This is a genomic window from Kitasatospora paranensis, assembly GCF_039544005.1.
GTDB classification, from domain to species: Bacteria; Actinomycetota; Actinomycetes; order Streptomycetales; family Streptomycetaceae; genus Kitasatospora; species Kitasatospora paranensis.
In genome coordinates this window covers 8,013,257-8,038,848 of sequence record NZ_BAABKV010000001.1, presented here as the reverse complement: position 1 = coordinate 8,038,848, position 25,592 = coordinate 8,013,257, and the positions used below count along the sequence as shown (strand labels likewise).

Below are 25,592 nucleotides of genomic sequence, written 5' to 3'. Positions count from 1 at the left end.
CGGTCACCGTGATGGCGGTGTCGTCGTCGATCGCGTACGCCGGGTTCGGGAGGTCGGCCGCCCACCTCGTCGCGTCGGCCATGGTGTTCTCCGGCAGGTCCGGGTGGTCCAGGTGCGGGAAGATCGAGAAGTCGACGACCCCCAGGGTGCTGTCGCCCCCGGTGGGCGGCTGCCACTCGACGAAGTCCGCCCCGATCCGGGGGTCATCACCATGCTCCCGGCGCTCAGCCCCACCCACACCTTGTCGCGCAGCGAGGGCAGCAGATCCGCCAGTCCGGACTCCCGCATCCAGTGGCACAGGTACAGGGCGTCGCCGCCGTTCACCAACAGCACGTCGGCCTCCCGGACCCAGGGGACCCAGCGCTCCGCGCCGATGCTGGGCAGCGCGGTCAGCTCCAACACCCCCAGGGACTTCCAACCCAGCTCGCACATGGGTGTGGAGGACTGTCCGGTGATGAAGCGCCATGCCCCGCCCGGACTGCCCATGGGATGCCCGTACCCGGCGGTGGGGATGCAGAGCGCGTTGGAGTCGGCGATCGGCTTGCCCAGGAGGTCGACCAGCGCGTTGTGAATGGTCGGGTTCTTGATGCCCGCGGACGTGAGAAGAAGCTTCATGCTGCCTCCTGGTGTCGTCGGCCGGGCCGGACCACCCGCGACGGCGGGCGGCGCCGGTGTGCCGCAACCGGTACTGATGGAAGGTGACGTGCACTCATGGTCCGCAGGGCGGACGATTCGGGGCGGGCCTTGTCGGGTGCTCCGCGGTCGCGGCGAACGGCTCGTCGCTCCAGCGGAACCAGGCCCGGCCGTCCTGGATGTGCAGCAGGAACTCGGCGACGGGGCCGGACGGCGAGGCCAGGACGACGGCCTTCCCGACCTCCTCGTAGGCCGTGTCGAAGGCCTCCCACTCCTCGGAGTCGGCCAGGGCCCGGCACCGGGCGAACAGCGGCTCGACGGCCGCGAAGGCCGGGCCCGCGACGAAACGGCCGCGGAGCCACGGGAAGTCGGCCTCCTCGACGAGGATCTCGCCCGCCGGTGCGTCCCCGCACGTGAGCCGCCAGACCTGACCCTGCAGTCCCATCGCACCCGACCCCTGTCCATCGCCGACCTCGCCTGCTGCTCACAGCCTTGCAGGTACCTCTGACAACGGCGGGCGTCCCGGCCGCGCGTCCGCCGGGTCGACCCGGTCAGCCCGACCGGCCGGGCGATGGTTCGTGCCGCGGCCGGGCCCACCGGCGGAACCGGTGCGCACTGCGGCGGGCGCGGTGAGGACGGCCGGCCGGAGCGTGCCGGTGCCCCAGCGGAGATTGGCCCGGTCGATGACGGGCTCCAGGGTGCGGCGGTCCTCGGTGGTGCGGTCGAAGGTGAGCTGGGTGGACCCCGCCTGGGCGTCGGTGAGGTGGGCGACACGGGCGGTCACCGAGCGGATCCGGGCCCGCTGCAGGCCGAGTGCGGAGTGCAGGGCGTAGAGGGTGTCCGCAAGTGCGGGGGTGTGGGCGGTGGCCTCGCGCAGCGTCCGGGAGCGGGTGGTGGAGCTGCGGTCGGCATAGGTGATCTGCAGTTCGACGGCCCGGGCCGTCCGGTGGCCGCTGCGCAGCCGGGCACCGAGGTCGACCGCGAGGTCGAGAATCGTCCGGCGGACGTGGTCGGGGTCGAGGACGTCGGTGTCGAAGCGTCGGCCGGCGCTGATCCCGGCGGGCGGGCCGGAGGGGCGACGGTGCGCGGGTCCCGGCCGTTGGCGCGATCGTGCAGGAGGCGGCCGGTGCTCGCCCCGGCGATCCGCCGCACGGTCGCGGGCGGCAGGTCGGCGAGTTCGCCGACGGTGGTGACGCCGTAACGGATCAGCGAGCGGCTGAGCGCCGGGCCGACGCCGGGCAGGGCCTCGACGGGCCGGGAGCGCAGGAAGCGCTCGGTGTCCGGGCCGTCGGGTGCGAGGACGCGGATCCGGCCGGGTGCGCAACTGTCCGCGGCCAGGCCGGCCAGCAGGCGGTTCGGGCCCGCTCCGATGGCCGCGTCCAGCCCGAACCGGGCGAGGAGGCGGGTCGCGATCAGGTCGGCGAGGCCTTCGGGGGTGCGCCGGAAGTACGGGAGGGCGCCGGTGACGTCGAGCACGGCGGAGTCGGGCGGCAGGGCCTGCACGACCGGGGTGATGTCGCCGAGCACGCCGAACACCTCGCCGTAGACGGCGAACCCGGGCCGGTTCAGCCGGACGTGGAGGATCGAACGATCCGTCATGCCGCCCGGCCCTGTCGCGCGCATGCCGTCCTTCTCCTTTCGTGGGTCGGGCACCGCTCAGCCCGCGGAACCGGGGCTGGCGTGCCAGAGCCGGCCGGCGCCGGGGGTGCGGTGCTCGCGGTCGGGGCGGTCGCCGTCGGCGGTAGGTCCTGCCGGGTCCGCCGGGGTGGCGGTGGTGCGGGCGAGGTAGGCGCGGACGGCGGCGGTGCCGCCGGTGCGGTGGGCGTCGGCGACCTCCTGCAGGTTCCAGGCGCAGGTGCCGATGACCGTGATCGATGCGCCGCGGCGCGAGACCGTCCCGCGGGCGAGCAGCAGGAAGTGGTGGAAGAGCGGGTACGCGGCCTGCTCGTGGGTGTCGTCGAAGTAGGTGAGGTCGACCTGCCCGCCCTGGCTGCCGTCGTCGAGCGAGACGAAGACCGTCCGGCGGCCGGAGCGCATGGGCGGGGTCTGGATGGCGACCTTGGCCCCCGCGACCAGGACGGTCTCACCCGTCCGGTGGTCCGCCAGCCGGTGGGACGGGGTGACGCCGAGTTCGGCGAGCAGGGGGTGGAAGGGCTCCATCAGGTGCCGGCTCGCGTCCATGCCGAGCACGTCGAGTTCGGCCTGCATCTCCTCGGCGGGGCTCATCCCGGGCAGGCCCGTCGATCCGGGGCCGGCGCGGCGGCTGGGGCGAGGACGAGCTGGGCGGGGATCGCCGTGGTGCGCTGCCTGCGGTGGAGTTCGTCGACCTGGAGCAGGAGTTCACGACGGTGCGCGCCGGGGGCCAGCGCGTCGAGGGCGCCGATCCGGACGAGGCGTTCGGCGATGGGCAGGGAGGGGCGGGCGCGGGCCCAGAAGTCGGCGAGGTCGGTGTACGGGCGGCCGGCGGCGATGCGGTCGGCGATGTCCTCGGTGATGCCGCGGACGTCGGCGAGCGGGATCCGCAGGCCGAGGCGGCCGTCGGCGAGCTGCTCGGTGCGGTAGTCGGTGCCGGAGTGCTGGACGTCGACGGGCAGCACCGGGACGCCGCGGCGCCGCGCGTCCGCCAGCACGAGCCGCTTCGGGTACATGCCGGGGTCGTGCTCCAGCAGGCCCGCGTAGAACGGGGCCGGGTAGTGCGCCTTCAGCCAGGCGGACTGCAGCGTCGGCAGGGCGAACGCGACGCCGTGGCTGCGGGCGAACCCGTAGGCGCCCATGTTCTCGAGCATCGTCCACACCTGGTCGACGACCTCGGGCCGGTGTCCGGCCGCGGCCGCGCTGCGGCGGTACCAGGCCTCCAGCGCCGGGACGCGGTCGGGCCTGGCGAGGGCGCGGCGGGCCTCCTCGCCCATCGCGAGGTCGGTGCGGGTCATGACGGAGAACAGGCCGGCGACCTGCTCGTTGAAGATGACCACGCCGTAGGTCGAGCGGAGCCAGGGTTCGAGATCGGGGTGCGGGTAGGTGACGGGGCGTCGGCCGTGCCGGCCGAGCAGGAACGGCCTGATCATGTCGGCCTGGACGGGGCCGGGCCGGAACAGGCTGATCTCGGCGACCAGGTCGGCGAAGGTCTCCGGCTGGAGGCGGCCGAGCAGGTCCTTCTGGCCGGGCGACTCCAGCTGGAACACGCCCAGCGACTCCCCTCGCGCAGGAGTTCGTACGCCTTCGGGTCGGTCAGCGGCACCTGCGCGGTGTCGTCCAGGTCGATCCGCCGGCCGGTGGTGCGTTCGATCTCCTGGACGGCGTAGGCCATCGAGGACTGCATGCGCACCCCGAGGACGTCGAGCTTGAGCAGGCCGAGGTCCTCGACGTCCTCCTTGTCGAACTGGGTCGCGGGGAAGCCCTCGCCCGGGGTGGGGACGACCGGGGTTCGCCGCAGCAGGGTGTCGTCGGAGAGGATCACGCCGCAGGGGTGCATGGCCGTCCCGCGCGGCAGCGCGTCGAGGCCCTCGACCAGGTCCCACAGGCGTGCGTAGCGGTCGGCGTGCGCGGCCAGGCCCCGCAGTTCGGGGAGTTCGGCGAGGGCCGTCCGCGCGGAGCGGGCGGTGATGTGCGGGAAGGCCTTCGCGAGGCGGCCGACCTCGTCCGGCGGCAGGCCCAGCGCGAGGCCGGCGTCGCGGACGGCGTGCCGCACCCGGTAGGTCTCCGGCATGGACAGGGTGCAGACGCGGTCGGTGCCGAACCGCTCCATGATGCGGCGGTACACGTCCAGGCGGCGGGCGGACTCCACGTCGATGTCGATGTCCGGCAGGCTCCGGCGCCGCAGGTTGATGAAACGCTCCATGATCAGCTCGTGGTCGAGCGGGTTCGCGACGCCGATGCCCAGCAGGTGCACCACCAGCGAGCCCGCGCCGGAGCCGCGGGCCTGGACCCGGATGCCCATCTCCCTTACGTCGTCGACGACCTGCGCCACGGTCAGGAAGTACGTCGGCCAGCCGAGCGTCTGGATGACGCGCAGCTCCTCCTCCAGCCGGGTGCGCATCGCCTTCGACCGGTCGTAGCCGCGCCGGACCAGGGCGGCCTCGCAGCGCTCCCGCAGGATTCGGGCCGAGGTGCCCGGCGCCGCGCCGATGACGTGCTCCTCCGGGAAGGACACCCGGCCGATCCCGAGGTCCGCTGCGGGATCGAGGCGGCAGTCGCCCGCGGTGCGGGCGGTGGTCGCCAGCAGGTGGGCCGCTCCCCGTTCTCCTGGCCGGCCGCGCGGGCGACCTCCTCCGCCAGGGCGGCCATCTCGCGGTGGTCCTTCAGGGTGCGCTCCCCGTTGCACACCCGCCCGGCCCGGACGGGCACGCGCAGGCGCGCGGCGTCCAGGACGTCGGCGATCCGGGACTGGGCGGGCTCGGTGTAGCGGACCGCGTTGGTGATCACGGCCAGCAGGTCGAGGTCGGCGGCGAGGCCCACGGTGCGGGCCGCGAGCCGGAGGGAGCCGGGGGCGGTGCCGGAACGGCAGTGGTGCACGGCCTCCAGCCGCAGGTGCGGGCCGAACACCTCCCGCCAGGGTTCCAGCAGCTCGGCGGCCGTGTCGGGCCGGCCGGCCGCCAGGGCACGGACGGGCTCGGAGGCGGGCCCCAGCAGTACGGTCAGGCCCTCGGCGTGCCGGCCGATCGCCTCCCAGGGGACGACCGGCTGCCCGCCGCCGCGCTCGGCCCGGCCCGCCCAGCCCGCGGTGATCAGCGCGCACAGGTTCGCCCAACCGGTGCGGTCGCGGGCGAGCAGCACGATGCGGGGCGCGGACTCGTCCACGAAGGCACCGCCGCGCACCGGTGTCCGCGGCTGCCGCGCGCCCGCCGGCCCGCCGCCCGTCGCGGCGGGGACGGGGCGCAGCAGCGGCACGGCGAGGTCGGCGCCGAACAGCGGCCTGATGCCGGACACGGCGCAGGCCTTCGCGAAGCGGACGGCACCCGCGACGGTGTCCCGGTCGGTCAGCGCGAGCGCGCCCAGGTGCTGCTCGGCGGCCCGGGCCGCCAGCGCGTCGGGCAGCGAGGCGCCGTACCGGGCCGAGTACCCGGAGGCGACGTGCAGGTGGGTGAACAGGGTGGCCGCCTCCTTTGCTCCACGACCCCCGACGTGCACTTCCGGCTCCCCCGCCGCACCCTCCACACTAGAGCCTGTTCGAATATTTGTGCGAATGCATTCCGGAGTGGCACCATTCCCGTGTCGTCCGGCTCCTGCCCGTGACGGCCCGGCCCCGCCACACGGGCGCCGGACGGCGACGGACGGGGTGGGCGCACATGACGGACCGGTCGAATCTCGGCCCCGCACCCGGCCCGGCCGACGACGTCCCCGCCCTGCTGGACGGGATCGAGGCGGACCCGGACGACGCGAGCTGGAACCGGCTCTGGGAGGCCCTCTACCCCCAGGGCGGCACCCGCCCGGCGAGCTTCGCCGCGCTGCCCCGGCTGGCGGCCCTCGCGGCGACGGGCGACCCCGACTCGCGGGTGAACGCCCTCTTCCTGGCAGGCGCCGTGCTGGGCGGACAGGACCGCGACTCCGAGGTGCGGACGACCCACGCCGCCGCCGTCGCCACCCTGCTGCACACGGCACAGGAGCTGCGCCCGGCGCTCGCCGCCGCCAAGGACCCGGCCGAGTACGTCTACCTGCTGGAGTCGGTGCTGGCGTTCGAGGGTGTCCCGGTCTGGAGCACCGAGCTGGGCCGGGGCCTCGCCAACGGCGGCTACGAGCTCTACTGCCCGCACTGCAGCGCGGGCCAGTTCATCGCGATCGGCCCGTACGGCCACTTCTCCACCAGCGGCGACTGGACCCCGGCCGCGGACGCCACCACGCTCCCCCTGCGGCCCGCCGACCCGGCCGACCTCCACGGCATCGGCCGACGCCTCCACCGCACGGCGCTCGCCGACGGCCGGGAGGACGTCGCCACCGCCCTCACCCACCTGTTCGGAACCGCACGGTGCACCGGGTGCCGGGCGGAGTTCTCCGTGGCCGATCAGGCGGCCGTCCACGCCTGACGCCGCCTCACGCGGCCTACTGAATGCTCCAGCGGTGCGGATGGCCGGGACTCCCGGGGCAGGCGAAGACGTTGAGTTCGCCCCACCGGCCCACGCTGACCCCGGTCGGATCGGCGGACGGGCGCGGGAGCAGTCCCCGCTCCTCCAGCGGCATCCAGCTGCCGCTGCCGCCGTCCCACTCCGAGCTGTCGACGGTCAGCAGCAGCTCCATCGGCGTCGCACAGCTGGGACAGTCCATCGGAGCCGGGTCGGTGAGGTGCCAGGAGGCGAAGCCGCCGACGCGCCAGCCCGGCGGGATCGACAGGTCGTCCTGGTAGCGGACCGACGCCACGGCGTCGTCCCCGCCCGCCGACTCCTCGGCCTCGTCCCAGGCCTCGTCCATCGCCTCGTCCATCGCCTCGTCCCAGGCGTCGATCCGGGCGCACAGCTCCTCCGGGAGCAGGCCGGCGAACGGATAGGTGGTCACCTGCTCCGGATGCAGCACGCACGGCTCCGGCACATACCCCTCGAAGCCGACGACCTGAGGCTGCGGCGGGGCGGTCAGCACCTCGGTGACCTCCCGGGACCTGCGCCAGCGCAGGTCGAGCAGCATGCCGTGGCCGGTCGGGCCGTGCGCGTCGAAGGGGCACCAGAACACCTGGAGCAGATCGCAGTCGTCCGGCCCGGCCGGCAGGTCGGGCACGTCCCTCCGGTACAGCTGTGCGAGACCGATCAGCGGCAGCGGATCCGTCGCGTCGACCCCGTCGACGCGGTGCCGCCGGTCGAGCTCCCGGAGCTCCTCCCGTTCCCCGTCCGTGGGGCCGCGCTGCGGATCACGGAGCCACGCGGCCGCCAGGAGCTGCCGCCGGCGGTGGATGTCGGCCGGCCGCCGGCCACGTGCGTGACCGTGCGGCTCGGTGCAGACCGGCCACGGTTCGTCCACAGGCCAGAGCAGCGGGCCGCCCACCGAACTGACCGACGCGTCCGGCCGCCCGGGGCGCGGATGGAGCCGGGTGGTGGTGCCCCGGTGGGCCGCCAGCCCCGGAAAGAGCTCCTCGACATCGAGCGGGCGCGAAGGCGTTGTTCTCGGCATGCCCGCGACCGTACACAGCCGGCCCCGGCCGGCCGACGCGGTGGGGGTGGTCACGACCGGTGGCACCCCGCGCGGGTGTGTCGGAGGATCGGCTCCGGGGCACCCGTCGGCGCAGGCAGGAAGGTCCGGTGGAGATGGCGGACACCGGTGACGAGCTCGCAGCGGCGCTCTACGCGCTGCCGGTCGGCGAGTTCACAGCGGCACGCGACCGCGCCGCCGCCGGGGCGCGGCAGGACGGAGACCGGGCGCTGGCCGCGCGGATCCGCAAGCTGCGCAGGCCCACCGCGGCCGCGCACGCCGTGAACCTCCTTGCCAGGGCGCACGCCGCCGACCTGACCGGGCTGCTCGACCTGGGCCGGGCGCTGCGCACCGCGCAGCGGGACGGCGACGGGCCGGCCCTGCGCGAGCTGTCGGCGCGCCGCCACCGCACGATCACCGTGCTCACCGCCTTGGCCGTCCGGGACGCGGCCGCCCGCGGAGAGCAGCTGAGCGAGGCCCAGCAGCGCGAGGTGGAGCGGACGCTGCGGGCGGCCACCGCCGACGAGGGGGCCGCCCGGCTGGCAGCGGCGGGATGCCTCCCCGCCGCGCTCGACGAGATGCCGGCCGGCCTCCCTGCCGCGCCTGGGCCGACCCCGGGCGGGAACGGCGGCGGCAGGGCCACCCCGGTCGACGGGTCGGCGGCCGAGGCGGATCAGGAGCGGCGACGGACCGCGGACCGCGCGGCCCGGGTGGCCGCCCGCGCCGCACTCGGCCGGGCCGCGGCCGAGCTCGACGCCGCGCATGCCGCGCTCTCCGACCTCACCCGGAAGCAGGCCGAGCTCACCGGGCGGCGCGAGCGGGCGGAGCAGGCCGTGGCGGAGGCCGCGCAGGCCCTGCGGGCGGCCGAGGACGGGCTGCTCACCGCCCGGCAGTCCGAGGACCGGCTGCGCGCGGAGCACGGAGAGGCGGCCCGGCAGACCGAGGCGGCGAAGGCCCGCGCGGAGGCCGCGCAGCGGGCGCTGGAGGATCTCGACGGCGGTTAGTCGGCGTGCTGCGCTCGTTGCTGCGCCGACGGCCGATCGTGGCAGCCGGTCACGGCAGCCGGTCGCAGCGGTCCGTGCGAGCGGTCGACGGCGGCAGGCCTCCCGCACCCTGCGCCCGACGGGGGCCGAGTTCCGTTTCCGGTGAAAAGATGTTCCAATCCCGGGCGGGGCCGGTTACGGCCGAAGCCGACCGAAACCGAAGCGAGGGGGCGCCATGCCGGACACCACCACCCCGGAGCCGGGCCGCCCCGGCCGGCGCCCGGGCCTCGGCCGGGCCGGCAGCGACGGGCTGACCGAGCGCCAGCGCGCGATCATCACCGCGATCCGGGACACCGTCGCGAGCCGCGGATACCCGCCGTCCATGCGCGAGATCGGCGCCGCCGTCGGACTGAGCAGCACCTCCTCGGTGGCGCACCAGATCCGTCAACTGGAGGCCAAGGGCGTGCTGTACGCGGATCCGCGCCGCCCGCGCGCCTACCGGGTGTGGGACGACGACAGGTCGGCCGAGGACCGCCTGCTGGCCGGTGCCATGCAGCCGGGGCCGGGGAGCGTGCGGGTTCCGCTGGTCGGGCGGATCGCCGCCGGCGGGCCGATCCTCGCCGAGCAGGACATCGAGGACGTGTTCGCCCTGCCCCGCCAGATCGTCGGCGAGGGCGAGCTGTTCGCGTTGACCGTGCGCGGGGAGTCGATGCTCGGGGCGGCGATCTGCGACGGCGACTGGGTGACCGTCCGTCGCCAGTCGGTCGCCGAGAACGGTGACATCGTCGCCGCGATGATCGACGGCGAGGCCACCGTGAAGCGCCTGAGGCTCGACGGCGCCCGCAGCTGGCTCGTCCCCCACAACCCCGCCTACCAGCCCATCCCGGCGGAGGACGCGGTCATTCTCGGCAAGGTCGTCGCCGTCCTGCGCCGCCTCTGAGCCCCGACCGACGAGCCGAACGGACGGCCTAGCCGACGAGCCCGGCCGACGACTCAGGCGGTCACCTTGGCGACGAACGCGGCGATGTTCGCCACCGTCCGCTGGATCTTCTCCTCCGGCGTGATCGTCTCGTGGAGGCGCGCGCCGGCGCCCGCGTCCTTGATGCCCCGTACGTACAGCGAGCAGGAGAGGTCGCTGCAGAGGTAGAGGCCCACCGAGTTGCCCTGCTGTCCGGCCCGTCCGGCCTTCGGCGCCACCATCAGCGAGACGCCGCCGGTGTGGGTGGTCACGCAGATCGAGCACATGCTGCGCCGCATGTGCCCGCCGGCAGTGGTGGGGAGCGCAGCGCAACGGCGCGCGCGAGGCCGTCCAACTCCGCCACCAGGTAGGCGCGGCCGGGGGCCTGGGGATCGCGCCAGCCGAGGTAGTCGAGGTCCGCCCACGGCACGTCGGCCAGGTCGCGGGGGACGGCGAGGCGCTTGGCCTCGCCCTTGGTGCAGTTCACGAACGCGGTGCGGATCTCTTGCTCGGTCAGCGGCTTCATAAGGGTGAGGCTAATTTGCCTAAAGCTCTTAGGCAAATGCATAATCGACTCAGGCAATGAGAGGAGGGTCATGGGACGCGTAGGGCTGACCGGCGAGCGCCTGACCCAGGCCGGCGCGGAACTGGCCGACGAGGTCGGCTTCGAGCAGGTGACCGTCTCGGCGCTCGCCAGGCGGTTCGACGTCAAGGTCGCGAGCCTCTACTCGCACGTGAAGAGCTCCCACGACCTCAAGACCCGGATCGCCCTGCTCGCCCTGGAGGAGATGGCCGACCGCGGCGCCGACGCCCTGGCCGGACGTGCGGGCAAGGACGCCCTGACCGCGCTCGCCGACGTCTACCGCGACTACGCCCGCGCGCATCCCGGCCGCTACGCCGCGGCCCAGCTGAGACTGAGCCCGGAGGCGGCGGCCGCCAGCGCCGGCAGCCGGCACGCACAGATGACCCGGGCGGTCCTCCGCGGCTACGACCTCGCGGAACCGGAGCAGACCCACGCCGTCCGCCTGCTGGGCAGCTTCTTCCACGGCTACGTCACGCTGGAGATGAGCGGGGGCTTCAGCCACAGCGCCCCGGACTCCCAGGAGTCCTGGTCACGGATCCTGGACGGCCTCGACGCCCTGCTCCGGACCTGGCCCACGGCCTGACCGCGATCCCGTCCAGCGCCAGGGCCGGGCCGGCGATCCTCGACGAGGGCCCCGGGCCGGGCCCCGGTGGAGGCGGCACCGGCCCAATCGGCGATCATGTGGCGGTGACCGTGGAACAGACACTCGCCACCGCCGACGCGGACCTCCGTGCGGGCCGGGTGCCGATGGCGCGGCAGCGGCTGCGCGGCCTGGTCTGCTCCTACCCCACCGACCTCCGGGTGCGTCGCCGCCTCGGTGAGATCTACCGGCTGTACGGCGAGCCGACCGAGGCCGGGCGCTGGCTGTACCTGGACGACGACCGCGACCCGGAGGAGACCGCGGCCTTCGAAGCGCGTCACCACACGCCTGCGGCCTGCATGGTCGCCCTGGCATGGCGGGGGCCCGAGTCCGCCGCGGCCACCCCGTTCGCCCGGGCGCGTCTCGCCGAACTGCGCGAGGCGGCCACCGCCGATGCGGGCCACCCCGTCGACTGGGACGACCTCCGGCCCGACAGCCGGGAGCACGACGGCGGCGCCTCCTCCCCCGTCCTGCGCTTCCTCGGCTGCGGCACGGCGGTCGTGACCGTCCTCTTCCTGCTGCTGCTCGTCATCCTCGGTGCCATCAGCCTCGTCCGCATGCTCTGACGCGTCACCGCTGGGGAACGACGCGCTCGCCCTCGCCGACCGGCTCCTCGAAGCCCGCGAGGTAGCGGTTCAGGAGTTCCTCGGAGACGGTGACGCAGTTGGCGCCGTGCCGGCCGTTGCGGGCGGCCAGTCTGCGCAGCAGGGTGTCCGGGTCGGCCAGGAGGCGGACGAGTTCCCACCGGCAGCCGTGGCTCTCGACCAGGGCCTTGTACCGGTCCCGAGTGGCCCGGCTCCAGAAGCTGTAGTCGACGACGACGGGCTGCCGGGCGTCCATCAGCCGGATGAGTTCGTGCCCGAGCTCCTGCTCGGCGGCGGACTTGAGGCGCTCGTACACGTCGGGGTCGAGCTCCGCCGCGTCCCGCCCGATCCGGCGCCACACGACCTCGTCGATGGACAGCCGCGTGTAGCCCCGCCGTTCGAGCTCCTGCGCGAAGGTGGTCTTCCCCGAACCCGGCAGGCCGCACATCAGCACCACGGTGCCGGGCTCCGGCGCGAACACAGCGGCCGCGGCGGACAGGGCCGAACCGTCGACATCGTCCATGCGCGTGAGGCTACCGAGCCGGCCGCCCGCACCGCATCGCGGTTTTCCGCGACGGCGGTCACCGCAGCCGGTCGATCGCGGGTCACCAGAGCCGGTCGATCACGCCCGGGTGGAGTTCGATGCGCGCGGAGCGGAAGGTCGCCGGGGTCAGGCGGCCGTGCAGGGTGAAGTGGGCGGCCATCACGACCTTGTCGAATCCCGGCCGGTCGCTGGCGAAGGGGGCGTCGGCGGTGCCGCCGACCAGGACGGCGCCGGGGACGTGCTGCCGGCCGGCACTCTCGTAGAACGCCCGCAGGGCGCGGTCGCAGGTGAAGACACCGAGGTCGAGGCGGCTGGCCGCGCGCATGGCTTCGCGCGCTGCCGCCACCAGGTGCCGGCCGTGTCCGCGTCCGCGCGCCGGCCGGCGTGCACGATCGACGTCGACAGGATGTCGAGGGCGGCCAGCACCGTGTCCCCGTCCACGAGGAGCATCGAACGCGGGCGCAGCAGGGGGTCGTGGACCGGCGCATCGACAGCGGGCACCGGATCGCCGTCGCCCGGCGGCCATGCCTCGTTCTGCAGGTCGCGTACCTGGCGGCGCAGGTCGCGCGGTACGGACTTCTCGGGGAAGGACAGGATGCGAACGCGCCGATTGTCCCGGTCCGTCCCCGGGTCGCGCCGGTCGGGGTATCCGGCGGCGGGCACCCCGGGGCCGGGCGCAGCGGGGGCGGGCGCAGCGGGGGCGGGCGCAGCGGGGGCGGGCGGCCTCAGTCCGCGGTGCCGGCACGGCGCGCGTCCTGCACCGGAGCCTGCACCGAAGCCTCCGGGAGGACGGCACGGAGTCGGGCGAGGTAGGCGGCGGCGTCCGGGTACGGGTGGTCCTGGGCACCGTGGCGGTGCAGGGCGAGGCGGCCGTCGGGATGGAGTCTGAGGGTGGTCGTCGCCCGGCGCACCGGCGCGCTCCCGGTCGGGGCCGCGCGGTGCCCGGTGAGCCGGTCGGGCAGGTCGGCGGTGTCGGGCAGATCGGCGGTGTCGGGCAGGTCGGCGGTGTCGAGCACCGGTGTGGCCGGGGCGAACATCGCGACGGCCTCGGCCGGGGTGGCGGCGGGCGGCCGGCCGGTGCGGTTGGCGCTGCTGACGTACAGGACCGGGGTGCGGTCGAGGAGCTGCCGCAGCGGTGCCCAGCGGGCCCCGAACAGCAGGGCCCAGCCGTCCTTGCTCGCCGGGGCCAGCCACCCGGGGAGGCGGACGGCAGGCCGCAACGGGACGAGGAGGGTGAGGAGTTCGTCGGCCAGCAGCCGTCCGACCAGGGCGAGCCCGGCCGGGTCGAGGTCGAGGACCGGGCCGAGGGCGGTCAGGGTGTCGGGGTGGTGGGCCCAGAGGGCGACCGGCTGATCGGCGGGGCGGCCCTTCGCCATGTTCACCGCCTGCGGATCGGTGCCGGCCACGACGTGGGTCAGCGGGGCGGGGTTCGGCAGCACCACCGCGGCCCCGTGGTCCAGGGCCCGGCCGATCGAGGCCAGGTCGGTGGCCCCGGGAGTCCTGGCCGTACGTGTGGCCCGCAGGGCACCGGTGGCGGCACCATCGTGGGCGGACGGGCCGTCGTGGGCCGGGCCGTCGGCAGCGGGTTCGTCCGGCTTCACGGTGCGCCCCGTTCCGGGGCGCCGGCCGCTGCCGCGAGACCGTCCAGATAGGCGGCGAACGACTGCTCGTCGACCACCGCCCGGCCGGTGCGGTAGGCCTGGGACTTCACCCAGGCCATCGCCGTCCTCGCCTGCGCGCGGTCGAGGTCGCGGCCTAGGCGTGCGGCGACGGCGGTGACGACGCGGGCGCTGGCGAGGTGGGTCAGGACGACGGTCGGCGTGATGCCCAACCGGGCCTGGGGGTCGAAGGGCTGGAACAGCTCGGGGTGGACGAACGGGGTGCCGGTGGAGATCGTGCCCACCCCCGTACCGACGATCGGCGTGGTGACGGTGAGCGGGAGGCCGACCCCGGCGGAGACGGACCGCGCGATGCCGGGCAGCCGGGTCAGGTCGGGCTGCGTCCACCAGAGCCGGCCGCCGTCCTCGGCGCCGACCAGCGGGCCGGCCCGGTCGGGGTCGTGGGCGAGGAGGAAGAGCAGTTGCTCGGTGGCGGGCAGCCCGGAGCGCTCCGCGAGGCCCAGCCAGGCGGTCGAGGCCACCCGGACACCGCTCCTGAGCGCCTCCAGGGTATTGGCCAGACCAAGGCCGAGGTCATTGTGCAGGTGACAGCCGAGCACCACCTCCGGCCCCGTCCGGGCCCGGACCCGGGCGAACATCGCGGCGGTCTCGGCGGGCAGTTGGGCACCGACTGTGTCGGCGAGGATCACCGTGCCCGCCCCCGCCCCGGTCATGGCGTGCGCCCCGGCGGCCACCAGTCCGTGGTCCGCGCGGGCGGCGTCCGCCAGGCACAGGTCGACCGCGATCCGGTCGTCGAGGTCACGGGCCTGCTTGACCAGGGCGACAGCGTCCTCGAACGCCTCCCGGGCACCCCGGTGGACCATGACCTGCGCCATCGCCTCGGACGCCGGCACCACGACCATGATCCGGGCGTGCGCGGTGCCCCGCACCGAGGCCAGCGCCTGCCGGACGTCGCGCTCGGTGCCCCGGCAGACCGCGGCCACGCTCACCGCCCCCTCCGCCTCGACGGCGACCCGGCGCACGGCCTCGAACTCCTCACCGCAGACGGCCGGGAACCCGGCGGCGAAGACCACGTGGCGGGGCCCGTCGCCGCCGAACATCCGCCCCTGTTCGCACGCCACCCGCACCCGGAGCTCGGCAGGCATCAGGGTCTTGGCCTGGGCGCCGTCGCGCGCGGACTCCTCCCACACCACCAATCGCCCCGCCTGCGCCGACTCTCGCACCACGTCGCCGACCACGTCACCGACGACCGCCTCGCCACCGACCACGTCGGCCTCCCTTCCCCGGACCGGCCCCGGCCGCAGCGGATCGTCCGGAGGTGCTCGGACGGGCGGCGCGGCAGGGCCGGTCGTGAACGCCCACCGGCGAGGTGATCGTGGCAGGGCAGCGGGTGCGCCTGCCGGGGGCGGGGACGGTGGATCACCCTTTCGAGCGGATCACGTTGTCCCACGCACGACAGGGTGAGTCATCAGGGACAATCGCGCCCCGGAGTCCGTCCCTCCCCGCGGACCGGGCTTCGCTCGAACCCGGCGCTCGGACCCGGCGCTCGGACCCGGCACTCGGTGACCCCGCCCCCGCCGGACTGGCGGCGCGGCGCCCCGGACGGCGGCAGGCACCGGCCGGGGCGAGAATGGCTCGCAGGACGGCTCGACCCGCCACGTCGTGTGGAGGACGGTCCATGGAGCAGCCAGCGATCAGCGTCGTCGGTCTGAGCAAGCGGTTCGGGCCGGTGGTCGCGCTCGACCGGGTGGACTTCGAGGTGCCGCCGGGCTCGGTCTTCGGCCTCCTCGGGCCCAACGGTGCCGGCAAGAGCACCACCATCAGGATCCTCACCACCATTCTCCGCCCCAGCGGCGGGCACGCCGAGGTGCTCGGACGCGACGTGGTGCGCGAGCCGCAGGCCGTCCGGCGGCTGATCGGGCTGGCCGGGCAGTACGCCGCGGTGGACCAGAACCTCACCGGCCGGGAGAACCTGCGCCTCATCGGCAAGCTCACCCACCTCCACCGCCCCCGGATCCGGCCGCGCGCCGGCGAGCTCCTCGACCGTTTCGACCTGGCCGGGGCCGCCGACCGCCCGGTGCGCACCTACTCCGGCGGCATGCGCCGCCGCCTGGACGTCGCCGCAGCCCTCGTCCCCGACCCGCCGGTGCTGTTCCTGGACGAGCCGACCACCGGTCTCGACCCGCAGAGCCGCAACGCCCTGTGGGAACTGATCCGCGAACTCGTCCGGGACGGGACGACCGTCCTGCTCACCACCCAGTACCTGGAGGAGGCCGACCGGCTCGCCGAGCGGGTCGCCGTGGTCGACGAGGGCCGGATCATCGTGGACGACACCCCCGCCGCCCTCAAGGCGCGGCTCGGCAACACGGTCGTCGAGCTGGACATGGCCGCGGAGGCGCGGGCCGTGCAGGCGGCGTCCGTGCTCACCGGGCGCTTCCCCGAGGTGCCGGAGCGGGAGGGCACCCGGCTGAGGATGGCCTCCCGGGACGGTTCCGCGCTGCTGCTCGACGTGCTGCACGTCCTGGACGCCAACGGCCTCGTGCCGCGTTCGGTGGCGGTCCGGGAATCCAGCCTGGACGACGTCTTCCTGGCCCTCACCGGCCACCGCACTGCGGCCGCCCCTGCCACCGGAGCCGCCCCGACCTCCGGAGCCGGCCCGACCTCCGCGGCCGGTCCCCAGGACACGTCCGGAGGCACCGGGCCGGGCGCCTCGCCCGGCAGCGCGCCCGGCACCTCCGCGGACTCCGCCCGCCAGACCGCCCGCTCGGCCCCCGAGGACACGCCATGACCGCTCCCGCCGTCTCCGTCAGCCCGCTGAGCCCGGCCCGGCGGGGCCTGTCGATCGCCGCGATGGCGCGCGACGGCCTCGCCGTGGCGTGGCGCAACCTGATCGCCCTGCGGCGGGTGCCCCGGCTGCTGGTCTTCTCGACCATCCAGCCGCTGGTCTTCGTGCTGATGTTCCGCTACGTCTTCGGCGGCGTCGTCGCCCCGGCCCTGAACGGGGTGTCGTACGCCGACTTCCTGATCCCCGGCATCTTCGTCCAGACCGCGGTCTTCGGGGCCATGAACACGGCGATCGGCCTGGCGACGGACATGCAGACCGGGCTGATGGAGCGGTTCAGATCCCTGCCGATGGCCCGCTCGGCCGTGCTCGTCGGCAGGACGACGGCCGATCTGGCCCGGAACGTGTTCGTGGTGGCACTGATGACCGCGGTCGGCTTCGCCATCGGCTTCCGGATCCACGCAGGTGTCCCGGCCTTCCTGGGCGGGATCCTGCTCGTCCTCGCGTTCGGCCTCGCCATGTCGTGGATCTTCGCCGTGGTGGGGATGGCCGTCGGCGACCCGGAGACCGCCCAGGCGGCGGCCTTCCCGATCCTCGCCCCGCTCGTCTTCGCCTCGGCGGCGTTCGTCCCGGTCAGCACCATGCCCGGCTGGCTGCAGGCCTTCGCGGCCCACCAACCGGTCTCCAAGACGGCAGAGGCCGTCCGGGTGCTGGTGCTCGGCGGCCCGGCCACCAGCGCCGTCTGGCAGGCGCTCGCCTGGGACGCCGGGATCATCGCCGTGTTCGCCCCGCTCGGCGTGTGGCTCTACCGCAGGGCGGTCTGAGCCGGCAGCCGGCGCCGCGCCCCGCGGTCCGCGCGTCAGGGTCGCGGTCCGGGGGCGGGCTAGCGGTCCGGGGGTCAGGGCCGGTTCGGGTCGGGGTGCACCACCAGGAAGAGCGACCAGGCGGGCGCGGCCGGGTCGTCCGGGCGGGCGGCGAACTCCTCCAGCAGGGCGCCGAGCCGCCTCCGGAAGTCCTCCATCTCCGCCGGAGGCAGGCGCAGCCCGAGCCGGGTGCTGTCGACCTCGGCCGCGGGGGTCAGCGCCAGCTCCTGCAGGAACGCGTCGAGCACCGACCGGTCGTGTGCGGCCGAATCGAGCTGCCACGACTTCCGCGTCGCCAGGTAGGGGATCTCCCGTGCGCCGCGCGCGCCGCGTCGCTCCTCCTGGGCCGCCAGGAAGCCGGTGCGCACCAGTGTCCTGGTGTGGTGCAGCACGGTGGCCGGGGCGCAGCCGAGGATCGCCGCGATCTCCTGGTTGGTGTGCGCCTCGCCGAGGCAGATGCGCAGGATCCGGAGGCGGAGCGCGGAGGCCAGCGCCTTCGCCTCGGCGTCGGTCGCCGGCCGGCGTTCGGTCATGGCCTGCAGCCTACTGAAGACCGCCGGGAGACCAAGTGATTGACAAAACCCAATCACTTTCCCACGGTAGTCCCCATGACGATTCCCGAGCCCTCGCCCGAGCCCTCGCCCGAGCCCTCGCCCGCATGCCCACCCGAGTCCTCTGCCGCATGCCCGGACGACCGGCGGACCGGCCGAAGCGCACTCCGGCGGCACGCCGACTTCCGCCGGCTGTGGGCCGGCGAGACGATCAGCCAGTTCGGAACGACGGTCGGCCAGTTGGCGCTTCCGCTCGTCGCCGTCCTGGTGCTGCACGCCGACACCTGGCAGGTCGGGGTCCTGGCGGCGTGCGAGACCGCGGCGTTCGTCGCGGTGGGCCTGCCGGCCGGCGCGTGGGTGGAGCGGATGCGCTTCCGCCGGGTGCTGATCGTCAACGACCTGGTGCGGGCCGCCCTGCTGGCCTGGATCCCGGTGGCCCAGCTGCTCGGCGTGCTGACGATCGAGCAGTTGTACGTCGTCGCGCTGGCCACCGGGGCGAGCACGGTCTTCTTCGACGTGGCCTACCAGTCCTACCTGCCCCAGCTGATCGCCCGGGAGTTGCTGGTCGAGGGCAACGCCAAGCTCCAGGCCAGCGCTTCGGTCAGCCAGATCGCGGGCCCGAGCCTCGGCGGCGCACTGATCCAGGCACTCACCGCTCCGTACGCGCTGCTCGTCGACGCGGTGAGCTTCCTGTGGTCGGCCGCGTGGGTGATGCGGATCGAGTCCCGGCCGCCGCGTCCCGAGCGCGGCCCCGACCGCGGCCTGCGCCGGGAGATCCGCGACGGACTGCGGTTCGTCCTCGGCAACCCGATGCTCCGCGCCATCGCCGTGTGCACCAGCTCGGCCAACCTCTTCGGCTCGATCGTCTCGGCCGTCTTCTACGTCCTGCTCGCCCGCGAACTCCGGCTCTCACCGGGCGCCATCGGCCTCCTCACCTCCACCGCGGCGGCGGGCGGCCTGGTCGGTGCGCTGGTGGCCCGGCGGTTCGCGGCGAAGGTCGGCCAGGGGCCGGCCATCTGGATCGCGAGCACGGTCGCCGGCCCCTGCGCGCTGGTCTCCGCGTTCGTGCAGCGTGACTGGACGCTGGGGCTGCTCGCGGTCGCGCAGGTCGCGATGTGGATGGGCATCATGGTCTACAACATCAACCAGGTCAGTTTCCGGCAGGCGCTGTGCCCGCCCGGACTGCTCGGCCGGATGAACGCGACGATGCGGTTCCTGGTCTGGGGCACGCTGCCCTTCGGGTCGCTGCTCGGCGGCCTGCTCGGCTCGGCGATCGGCGTCCGCGCCACGCTGCTGGCCGGGGCGGTCGGCCAGTCGCTCACCTTCCTCCCCGTCTTCCTGTCGCCGCTGCGCCGGATGCGCGAACTGCCGTCCTACACCGAGCCCGCTGCGGTGCAGACAGCGGCGGAGGCAGAGGTGGAGGTGGAGGTGGAGGTGGAGGCAGAGGTGGAGGTGGAGGTGGAGGTGGAGGCGACGGGAGACCCGGCGGCCGGCCCCCTCGTACCGAACCGGCCCTGACGTCCCCATCCGCGGCTCCTCCGGTGTGCTCCCCGGGCAGCCCTTGTCAGGCGCGGTGCGGAAGGTCGCCGAGGCGGCGGTGTCGGTGGAGCAGTTCGTTCCGAACAGTCCGCCAGGCGTCCGCAACGGTGAAGCCGGTCGGTGGGCGTTCGTGGGTCACCTCCGCGCGGCCTCGGGGATCGGAGGACTCCAGGCGGGCCAGACCGCTCTCGTCGTAGGCGGCATCGATGACCGCAAAGGGCCTGAGCGGGCCCAGGAGTGCGGACTGGCGCTCCCCGTGGTGGGTCACCACGCGCGTCACCCGGTCGTCGGCGTAGTCGCACCCAGGAATCCGCTGTACTCGAGCTTGACCACCAGGCGGTCGTCCGCGGTGAACCCGAGCCGGACATGGTCTCGCGCCAGGTCCGGCCGCTCCGCGAGACGACGACCCGGACGGCTCAGGTTCCGCTCGTAGTGCAGCGGACGGAGATCGAACGCGTCGTCCTCGTAGCACTCCCGGCGAACGACCGTCCCGTGTGCGGCCGTCCGCCGGAGGCCGTACTCCGCCGCCAGGCGCCCGAAGCGGTCGTCGACGTCGGCCGGATCGATCATGGATGGATCATAGTCGCCCGGCCGACGCACGCCACGAACGTCCGCGGAGCAGCACTGGGCGGGCCGATCAGCCGTCCGTCCTGCAAGCCCACAGGTCCGGTATTCACGCCGAGACTGCCTGAACGCCGCGATCGGTGTCCTCGACGCCCTCGGCGCAGGCGGCGACCAGGTCGTCCAGCGACAGGCCCAGTGCGTAGGCCAGGGCCGCCACGGTGAAGAAGGCCGGGGTCGGGGCCCGGCCGGTCTCGATCTTGCGGAGGGTCTCCGCGGACACCCCGGCCGCCGCTGCCACGTCCACCATGCTGCGGTCACCGCGGGCCTGCCGGAGCAGCGCCCCGAAGCGCTCTCCGCGCTGCCGCTCTTCCGGGGTCAAGGGAACTCTCACCATGTCCGTGATACTAATACCGGTATAAGTATTGGACAACGCCGCACCGCAGGAGAGTCACGACCCATGGTGGAGATCAAGACCGACACGGCACTGGAGGCGATGCGAGAGGCCGGGCGCGTCGTGGCCCACGCGCTCGCAGCCGTCCGCGAGGCGGCAGGCGTGGGAGTCCGTCTGCGGGAGCTCGACGAAGCCGCCCGCACCGTCCTGGCCGAGGCCGGGGCGCACTCCCCGTTCCTGGGCTATCAGCCGTCCTTCGCCCCCGACCCCTTCCCCGCGGTGATCTGCGCCTCCGTGAACGACGCCGTCGTGCACGGCATCCCCGGCGACCAGCGCCTGCACGACGGAGACCTGGTCAGCATCGACTGCGGAGCCCGACTCGACGGCTGGACGGGCGACGCCGCGATCAGCTTCACCGTCGGCACCGCTCGCCCCGCCGACCTGGAACTCATCGCCGCCACCCAGCAGGCCCTGGACGCCGGCATCGCCGCCGCCACCGTCGGCCATCGCATCGGCGACATCGCCCACGCCGTCGGCACGGTCGCCCGCAGGGCCGGCTGCGGCATGCCGACCGACTTCGGTGGCCACGGCATCGGGCGCCGGATGCACGAGGACCCGCACGTCCCCAACCACGGACGGCCCGGCCGCGGCTTCCCCTGCGCCACGGCCTGACCCTCGCCATCGAACCCATGCTCATGGCGGGCGGACACAACGACTACCGCACCGACCCGGACGGATGGACCCTGCGCACCACCGACGGCAGCCGGGCCGCCCACATCGAGCACACCGTCGCCGTCACCGCGGACGGCCCCCGCATCCTCACCCTGCCCTGACCCCGGATGCGCTCACCGGCGGCAGCCGGCCTCGGCCGCTCTCCCCGAAGGCTTTCCGGTGCCGCCCCTTAGGCTTTCAGCATGGCCATGCACCGGATGCCCGACGACCCGGCGGCCGCCGGCGCCGTACCGCACAGCGCGACACCGACCCTGCCACCGGCCACGAACCCGCCACCGGCCACGCCCTCGATCGCGGCGCTGGACGAGATCGGACGGCTGCTCGCCGGACGGAACGTGGCGGTCCTGAGCGGCGCCGGGCTGTCCACCGAGTCCGGCATTCCCGACTACCGGGGCGCCACGGGGAGCCTGCGCCGCCACACGCCGATGACGTACCAGGAGTTCACGTCGAGCGAGGAGGGGCGCCGACGGTACTGGGCGCGCAGCCACGCGGGCTGGCGGGCGATCGCCCGGGCGGAGCCCAATGCGGGGCACCGGGCGGTCGAACGGCTGCGCCGGTCCGGCCACGTCTCCGCCGTGATCACCCAGAACGTGGACGGCCTGCACCGCGCCGCCGGCACGCTCGACGCGGTCGAACTGCACGGCGGACTCGACCGGGTGATCTGCCTGGACTGCCGGCGCACCAGTGCGCGCGAGGACCTCGCCGGGCGTCTGCACGCACTGAACAGCGCCTTCCGGGACGACGGCTCCCACGTCAATCCGGACGGCGACGTCGAGCTGCCGGCCGCGCTGGTGGACGACTTCCGCATCGCACCGTGCGAGGCCTGCGGCGGAGTCCTCAAGCCGGACGTGGTGTTCTTCGGCGAGAGCGTCCCCAAGCAGCGGGTCGAGCGGTGCTACGAGTTGGTCGACGGCGCCCGCGCCCTGCTCGTCCTCGGGTCGTCGCTCACGGTGATGTCGGGCCTGCGCTTCGTCCGGCACGCGGCGCGGACCGGCAAGCCGGTCGCGATCGTGAACCAGGGCGCGACCCGTGGCGACCCCTACGCAACGACCAGGGCGGCCCTGCCCCTCGGCGCGGCACTGTCGGCGCTCGCCGACCAGCTGAGGGACGAGCCGCCACTGCCCTGACCGTCCGCGGAGCGGCGGGTCACGGGAGCGGGACCGCCGTGCGCCCCGCCCCGGCGCGCAGCACCACTGCCGCGCGGACGGCCGCCGCACCGGCGGCCGTGACCAGCACCACCACCAGGCACACCGGCCGGAAGGCGGACAGCTGGAAGTCCAGGGCTCCGGCGAGACCGATGCCACCGGCGGCCGCCAGCGCACCCACGCCCGGCAGGGCCGCGGCCAGCGCCCGCACAGTCGGCCGCCGGCACGGGTCCGCACGGTGGCGCAGCACGGCGGAGACGGCGGCGAGCGAGCCCGCGTAGCCTGCCGCTGCCGAGGCCAGGTACAGGGCGACGGCCGCCCAGGCGGGCTGGGGCAGAGCCCCGGCCGCAGTGGGGTGCCCGAGCAGGAACGAAGGGAAGGCCGAGCCGGGGGCGAAGGCCCAGAAGAGCCCGGTGAACCCACCGGGCAGCGCGCCGAGCACGGCCGCGGCGGCGACCGGGAGAAGGGTCATCCTCGGACGGACGAGACCGCGCGCCGCGGCCCACGTCCGGGCCAGGGCGACGGCGTCGCCACCGACGTACTCGGCGGCGGAGCGACCGTCGGCCGCCGCGGCCGCGAGGTCCGCGGCCAGCTCCTCCGCCATCTCACCGGCGGCCTGCCTCGGCACTCCCAGCCGTCGCCACGTCCTGCGCGCCTGGGCCAGCACGTCACTGCTCACGGTCCGCTCCGCTCTGCCGGGTGTCCGGCTCTCCCGCCACCAATGTGCCGACCCCCTGCGCGAACCGGCGCCACTCCTGCCCCCAAGCGCCCAGTGCCTCCGTGCCGCGGGGGCTGAGTCGGTAGTAGGTGCGGTCGGGGCCGCCGTCGCCGGGGCGGCGGAACACCTCCACCAACTCCCTGCTCCGCAGCCGCCCGAGGGCCGGGTAGATGGATCCGCTCGCCACGGCGAGTCCGGCGTCGGCAAGGCGGACGGTCATCTCGTATCCGTAGACAGGCTGTTCGGCGATGACGGCGAGCAGGCACATGTCCAGCACGCCGCGCAGCCACTGTGCCCGGGGCGCACCGATGTCGTCGGGGGCCTCGGCGTCTTCCACCCGACTATCTTGCATGGCAAGAGTCTTGTACAGCAAGGGTCTTGTGCAGATCACAGCGGCAACCCAATGATCCGGCACCCCGATGTGACCGAACGTCACTGCGCAGGCGAAGGAGCCTTTGGACAGCGCTGCTTTACCGTCACCAACCGCAGGTAAAGGGGAAGTTCTGATTCCCCACGCCCTCTTGTTGGACATGAGCATGGCTCACTAGCCTCGAACGCCAGTACCCCGGATCCCCATCCACCCCTGGAGCGGCGGCCCCAACGCCCCGCAGCTCCGCCCTGCCCGGCCGCCGCTCTCGGCACCCACCCGTCCACGCGCGGCTCCGGCATGCACTGCCCCCGGTTTACCCAGCCACAGGAGGCATTTCCTTGCGTACCCCCACCGCATCCGCCCGCCGCGCCGCCCTCGCCGTCGCGGGCACCGCCGCCCTTGCGCTCTCCGGCCTCGTGTCCGCCGTCCCCGCCGGCGCCACGGCCGCGCCGCACGTCTACACCAAGGACGGCACGTCCTGGGTCAAGGCGTGCGACACCCTCGCCAAGGGCGACACCATGGCCTGCCACGCCCTGCGGGTGACCAGCACCGCCGAGCGTGTGCAGCCGCGCGGCGTCACCCCGAACGCCACCCCCTCCGGCTTCGGCCCGAGCGACCTGCTCAGCGCATACGCGCTGCCCGCCAACGGCGGTGCGGGCATGACCATCGCGATCGTGGACGCCTACAACGACCCGAACGCCGAGTCGGACATGGCCGTCTACCGCTCCCAGTACGGGCTGCCCGCCTGCACCAAGGCCAGCGGCTGCTTCAAGCAGGTCGGCCAGACGGGCTCCAGCACCCTGCCGGCCAACAACTCGGGCTGGGCCGGCGAGATATCGCTCGACCTCGACATGGTCTCGGCGATCGCCCCCAACGCGAAGATCATCCTGGTCGAGGCCAAGAGCGCCACCATGGCCAATCTCGGCACCTCGGTGAACACCGCGGTGAACCTCGGCGCCAAATTCGTCTCCAACAGCTACGGCGGCGGCGAATCGTCCGCCGACACCTCGTACGACTCCTCCTACTTCAACCACCCGGGCGTCGCCATCACGGTCTCGGCCGGCGACTCCGCGTACGGCGCGCAGTACCCGGCGGCCTCCCGCTACGTCACCTCGGTCGGCGGCACCGCGCTCAAGAAGACTTCCAGCGGCCGCGGTTGGAGCGAAAGCGTCTGGCTCACCAACTCCACCGAGGGCACCGGATCCGGCTGCTCGGCGTACGACGCCAAGCCCAGCTGGCAGAAGGACACCGGCTGCTCGAAGCGGACCATCTCGGACGTGTCCGCGGTCGCCGATCCGGCCACCGGCGTCGCGGTCTACCAGACGTACGGCGGCAGCGGCTGGGCGGTCTACGGCGGCACCAGCGCCTCGTCGCCGATCATCGCCGGTGTGTACGCCCTGGGCGGCACCCCGTCCAGCGGCTCCAGCCCGGCGTCCTTCCCCTACGCCCACACCGGCTCGCTCAACGACGTGACCACCGGCTCGAACGGCAGCTGCTCGCCGTCCTACCTGTGCACCGCCACCACCGGGTACGACGGCCCGACCGGCCTCGGCACCCCGAACGGCACCACCGCGTTCAAGGGCTGACCCCCGACCGTCCCGACTCCGAAGGGCTCGTTGCGACCGGGGCAACGGGCCCTTCGGCCGGTCCGGCCGGCGCCGGACCGGATCCGGGCCGCGCGGCCGCACGGCTGCCCGATCGCCGGGCCCGCGGGGCGTCGTCCTGGCAGGATGGCGGCATGGAACGAGTGCTTGGAATCGGTGGATACTTCCTGCGGGCCGCCGACCCGGAGTCCCTGGGCGCGTGGTACCGCGACTGCCTCGGCCTGGACGCCGACGCGAACGGCCTGTGGCGCCAGGAGGCCGGGCCGACGGTGTTCGCGACGTTCGAGTCCGGGACGGACTACTTCGGCTCCCGCGACCAGCAGACCATGCTCAACTTCCGAGTCCGCGACCTGGACGCGATGCTCGCGCAACTGCGTGCCAGGGGAGCGGCCGTGGCCGAGGAGACCCAGGACATGGAGGGGGTCGGCCGATTCGGCTGGGTCACCGATCCCGAGGGCAACCGGATCGAGCTGTGGCAGCCCGCCCGAGAGGACATCAAGTCCGTTTCTGGATGATCTGGTGTCGCCCGTTCGTGAGTACGGAGGCACTCGGACCGACATGCTTGTCGTGTGCATGATGTAGTCGGCGCATGGAACGCATGCCGTACTCAACAGACTTGTCCGACGGGCAGTGGGCCGTGATCGAGGCTCTCCGAGCGGTCCGGCTTGTGGACGGCGTC

General features: G+C 74.2%; 25 protein-coding genes and 5 pseudogenes. 12 read left to right on the top strand and 18 right to left on the bottom strand.

What is annotated here, in order from left to right; translation table 11 throughout:
* Window positions 1-3: 3 nt before the first annotated feature.
* The 6 genes and pseudogenes from ABEB13_RS38200 to ABEB13_RS38175 all read right to left on the bottom strand — a co-directional run bounded on the left by ABEB13_RS38200 (window position 4) and on the right by ABEB13_RS38175 (window position 5,760).
* Window positions 4-615, bottom strand: coding sequence for a Type 1 glutamine amidotransferase-like domain-containing protein (locus ABEB13_RS38200; protein ID WP_345709205.1), 612 nt, complete (start codon window positions 613-615; stop codon window positions 4-6).
* Between the two features lie 94 nt (window positions 616-709).
* Window positions 710-1,078 carry a hypothetical protein gene (locus ABEB13_RS38195; RefSeq protein ID WP_345709204.1) on the bottom strand — a complete coding sequence of 123 codons (369 nt, stop codon included), beginning with the start codon at window positions 1,076-1,078 and terminating at the stop codon, window positions 710-712.
* Between the two features lie 39 nt (window positions 1,079-1,117).
* Window positions 1,118-1,417: a hypothetical protein gene (locus ABEB13_RS38190; RefSeq protein ID WP_345710028.1), complete on the bottom strand. Its 300-nt coding sequence runs from the start codon at window positions 1,415-1,417 to the stop codon at window positions 1,118-1,120.
* A 6-nt stretch (window positions 1,418-1,423) separates the two neighbouring features.
* A pseudogene (locus ABEB13_RS38185) lies at window positions 1,424-1,957 on the bottom strand (DinB/UmuC family translesion DNA polymerase); the annotation flags it as partial.
* Between the two features lie 62 nt (window positions 1,958-2,019).
* Window positions 2,020-2,232, bottom strand: a pseudogene (locus ABEB13_RS38180) (hypothetical protein); the annotation flags it as partial.
* Window positions 2,233-2,289: 57 nt separating this feature from the next.
* Window positions 2,290-5,760, bottom strand: a pseudogene (locus tag ABEB13_RS38175) (DNA polymerase III subunit alpha).
* Window positions 5,761-5,918: 158 nt separating this feature from the next.
* Here ABEB13_RS38175 and ABEB13_RS38170 point away from each other — a divergent pair.
* Window positions 5,919-6,653, top strand: a complete 735-nt coding sequence (locus tag ABEB13_RS38170; RefSeq protein ID WP_345709203.1) for a hypothetical protein — start codon at window positions 5,919-5,921, stop codon at window positions 6,651-6,653.
* Window positions 6,654-6,669: 16 nt separating this feature from the next.
* Here ABEB13_RS38170 and ABEB13_RS38165 read toward each other — a convergent pair whose 3' ends face one another.
* On the bottom strand, window positions 6,670-7,725 hold the full coding sequence (locus tag ABEB13_RS38165) for a hypothetical protein (RefSeq protein ID WP_345709972.1): 1,056 nt from the start codon (window positions 7,723-7,725) through the stop codon (window positions 6,670-6,672).
* 134 nt (window positions 7,726-7,859) lie between these two features.
* Between ABEB13_RS38165 and ABEB13_RS38160 the strand changes: the two genes are divergently transcribed.
* Entirely contained in the window at window positions 7,860-8,747 is an 888-nt protein-coding gene (locus ABEB13_RS38160; protein WP_345709202.1) for a hypothetical protein, read from the top strand.
* A 214-nt stretch (window positions 8,748-8,961) separates the two neighbouring features.
* Window positions 8,962-9,666, top strand: coding sequence for a transcriptional repressor LexA (lexA, locus tag ABEB13_RS38155; protein WP_345709201.1), 705 nt, complete (start codon window positions 8,962-8,964; stop codon window positions 9,664-9,666).
* Between the two features lie 53 nt (window positions 9,667-9,719).
* On the opposite strand, the pseudogene ABEB13_RS38150 reads toward lexA, so the two are convergent.
* Window positions 9,720-10,210, bottom strand: a pseudogene (locus ABEB13_RS38150) (FBP domain-containing protein).
* A gap of 70 nt (window positions 10,211-10,280) precedes the next feature.
* Between ABEB13_RS38150 and ABEB13_RS38145 the strand changes: the two are divergent.
* Both ABEB13_RS38145 and ABEB13_RS38140 read left to right on the top strand, forming a co-directional pair.
* Window positions 10,281-10,850: a TetR/AcrR family transcriptional regulator gene (locus ABEB13_RS38145; RefSeq protein WP_345709200.1), complete on the top strand. Its 570-nt coding sequence runs from the start codon at window positions 10,281-10,283 to the stop codon at window positions 10,848-10,850.
* A 104-nt stretch (window positions 10,851-10,954) separates the two neighbouring features.
* The gene (locus tag ABEB13_RS38140) at window positions 10,955-11,473 is read left to right on the top strand and encodes a DUF6584 family protein (protein WP_345709199.1); all 519 of its coding nucleotides are present in this window, start codon (window positions 10,955-10,957) and stop codon (window positions 11,471-11,473) included.
* 4 nt (window positions 11,474-11,477) lie between these two features.
* Here ABEB13_RS38140 and ABEB13_RS38135 read toward each other — a convergent pair whose 3' ends face one another.
* From ABEB13_RS38135 to ABEB13_RS38120, 4 genes are all read right to left on the bottom strand, one after another.
* On the bottom strand, window positions 11,478-12,014 hold the full coding sequence (locus tag ABEB13_RS38135; RefSeq protein WP_345709198.1) for a P-loop nucleotide/nucleoside kinase family protein: 537 nt from the start codon (window positions 12,012-12,014) through the stop codon (window positions 11,478-11,480).
* Window positions 12,015-12,096: 82 nt separating this feature from the next.
* On the bottom strand, window positions 12,097-12,360 hold the full coding sequence (locus ABEB13_RS38130) for a hypothetical protein (protein WP_345709197.1): 264 nt from the start codon (window positions 12,358-12,360) through the stop codon (window positions 12,097-12,099).
* A 400-nt stretch (window positions 12,361-12,760) separates the two neighbouring features.
* The gene (locus ABEB13_RS38125) at window positions 12,761-13,636 is read right to left on the bottom strand and encodes a hypothetical protein (RefSeq protein ID WP_345709196.1); all 876 of its coding nucleotides are present in this window, start codon (window positions 13,634-13,636) and stop codon (window positions 12,761-12,763) included.
* Window positions 13,633-14,922: a 2-isopropylmalate synthase gene (locus ABEB13_RS38120; protein ID WP_345709195.1), complete on the bottom strand. Its 1,290-nt coding sequence runs from the start codon at window positions 14,920-14,922 to the stop codon at window positions 13,633-13,635. Before ABEB13_RS38120 ends, ABEB13_RS38125 begins: the two co-directional genes overlap by 4 nt.
* A gap of 410 nt (window positions 14,923-15,332) precedes the next feature.
* Between ABEB13_RS38120 and ABEB13_RS38115 the strand changes: the two genes are divergently transcribed.
* Together ABEB13_RS38115 and ABEB13_RS38110 are read left to right on the top strand one after the other, a co-directional pair.
* Window positions 15,333-16,442 (top strand): ATP-binding cassette domain-containing protein, encoded by a 1,110-nt coding sequence (locus ABEB13_RS38115; protein ID WP_345709194.1) that lies wholly within the window; start codon window positions 15,333-15,335, stop codon window positions 16,440-16,442.
* Window positions 16,439-17,260: an ABC transporter permease gene (locus tag ABEB13_RS38110; RefSeq protein WP_345709193.1), complete on the top strand. Its 822-nt coding sequence runs from the start codon at window positions 16,439-16,441 to the stop codon at window positions 17,258-17,260. The genes ABEB13_RS38115 and ABEB13_RS38110 overlap by 4 nt, the downstream gene beginning before the upstream one ends.
* Before the next feature lie 74 nt (window positions 17,261-17,334).
* On the opposite strand, the gene ABEB13_RS38105 is transcribed toward ABEB13_RS38110, so the two are convergent.
* Window positions 17,335-17,832, bottom strand: coding sequence for an ArsR/SmtB family transcription factor (locus ABEB13_RS38105; RefSeq protein ID WP_345709192.1), 498 nt, complete (start codon window positions 17,830-17,832; stop codon window positions 17,335-17,337).
* A gap of 75 nt (window positions 17,833-17,907) precedes the next feature.
* Here ABEB13_RS38105 and ABEB13_RS38100 point away from each other — a divergent pair, with 75 nt between their 5' ends.
* Window positions 17,908-19,368: an MFS transporter gene (locus ABEB13_RS38100; protein WP_345709191.1), complete on the top strand. Its 1,461-nt coding sequence runs from the start codon at window positions 17,908-17,910 to the stop codon at window positions 19,366-19,368.
* Window positions 19,369-19,414: 46 nt separating this feature from the next.
* Here ABEB13_RS38100 and ABEB13_RS38095 read toward each other — a convergent pair whose 3' ends face one another.
* From ABEB13_RS38095 to ABEB13_RS38085, 3 genes are all read right to left on the bottom strand, one after another.
* Window positions 19,415-19,660: a hypothetical protein gene (locus tag ABEB13_RS38095; protein ID WP_345709190.1), complete on the bottom strand. Its 246-nt coding sequence runs from the start codon at window positions 19,658-19,660 to the stop codon at window positions 19,415-19,417.
* Window positions 19,661-19,665: 5 nt separating this feature from the next.
* On the bottom strand, window positions 19,666-19,959 hold the full coding sequence (locus ABEB13_RS38090) for a hypothetical protein (protein ID WP_345709189.1): 294 nt from the start codon (window positions 19,957-19,959) through the stop codon (window positions 19,666-19,668).
* 103 nt (window positions 19,960-20,062) lie between these two features.
* Window positions 20,063-20,347: a helix-turn-helix domain-containing protein gene (locus tag ABEB13_RS38085; protein WP_345709188.1), complete on the bottom strand. Its 285-nt coding sequence runs from the start codon at window positions 20,345-20,347 to the stop codon at window positions 20,063-20,065.
* A gap of 63 nt (window positions 20,348-20,410) precedes the next feature.
* On the opposite strand from ABEB13_RS38085, the pseudogene map reads away from it, so the two are divergent.
* Both map and ABEB13_RS38075 read left to right on the top strand, forming a co-directional pair.
* Window positions 20,411-21,177: pseudogene (gene map, locus ABEB13_RS38080) on the top strand (type I methionyl aminopeptidase).
* An 87-nt stretch (window positions 21,178-21,264) separates the two neighbouring features.
* Window positions 21,265-22,203, top strand: a complete 939-nt coding sequence (locus ABEB13_RS38075) for an NAD-dependent protein deacetylase (RefSeq protein ID WP_380232021.1) — start codon at window positions 21,265-21,267, stop codon at window positions 22,201-22,203.
* Between the two features lie 19 nt (window positions 22,204-22,222).
* Here the strand turns inward: ABEB13_RS38075 and ABEB13_RS38070 are convergent, their stop codons facing one another.
* Window positions 22,223-22,900, bottom strand: coding sequence for a hypothetical protein (locus tag ABEB13_RS38070; protein WP_345709186.1), 678 nt, complete (start codon window positions 22,898-22,900; stop codon window positions 22,223-22,225).
* Window positions 22,890-23,276: a PadR family transcriptional regulator gene (locus tag ABEB13_RS38065; RefSeq protein ID WP_345709185.1), complete on the bottom strand. Its 387-nt coding sequence runs from the start codon at window positions 23,274-23,276 to the stop codon at window positions 22,890-22,892. The genes ABEB13_RS38070 and ABEB13_RS38065 overlap by 11 nt, the downstream gene beginning before the upstream one ends.
* 371 nt (window positions 23,277-23,647) lie before the next feature.
* Between ABEB13_RS38065 and ABEB13_RS38060 the strand changes: the two genes are divergently transcribed.
* Both ABEB13_RS38060 and ABEB13_RS38055 read left to right on the top strand, forming a co-directional pair.
* Window positions 23,648-24,895 (top strand): S53 family peptidase, encoded by a 1,248-nt coding sequence (locus tag ABEB13_RS38060; RefSeq protein WP_345709184.1) that lies wholly within the window; start codon window positions 23,648-23,650, stop codon window positions 24,893-24,895.
* Window positions 24,896-25,047: 152 nt separating this feature from the next.
* A complete protein-coding gene (locus tag ABEB13_RS38055; protein WP_345709183.1) occupies window positions 25,048-25,428 on the top strand; it encodes a VOC family protein in 381 nt (126 codons plus the stop codon).
* Window positions 25,429-25,592 lie beyond the last annotated feature (164 nt).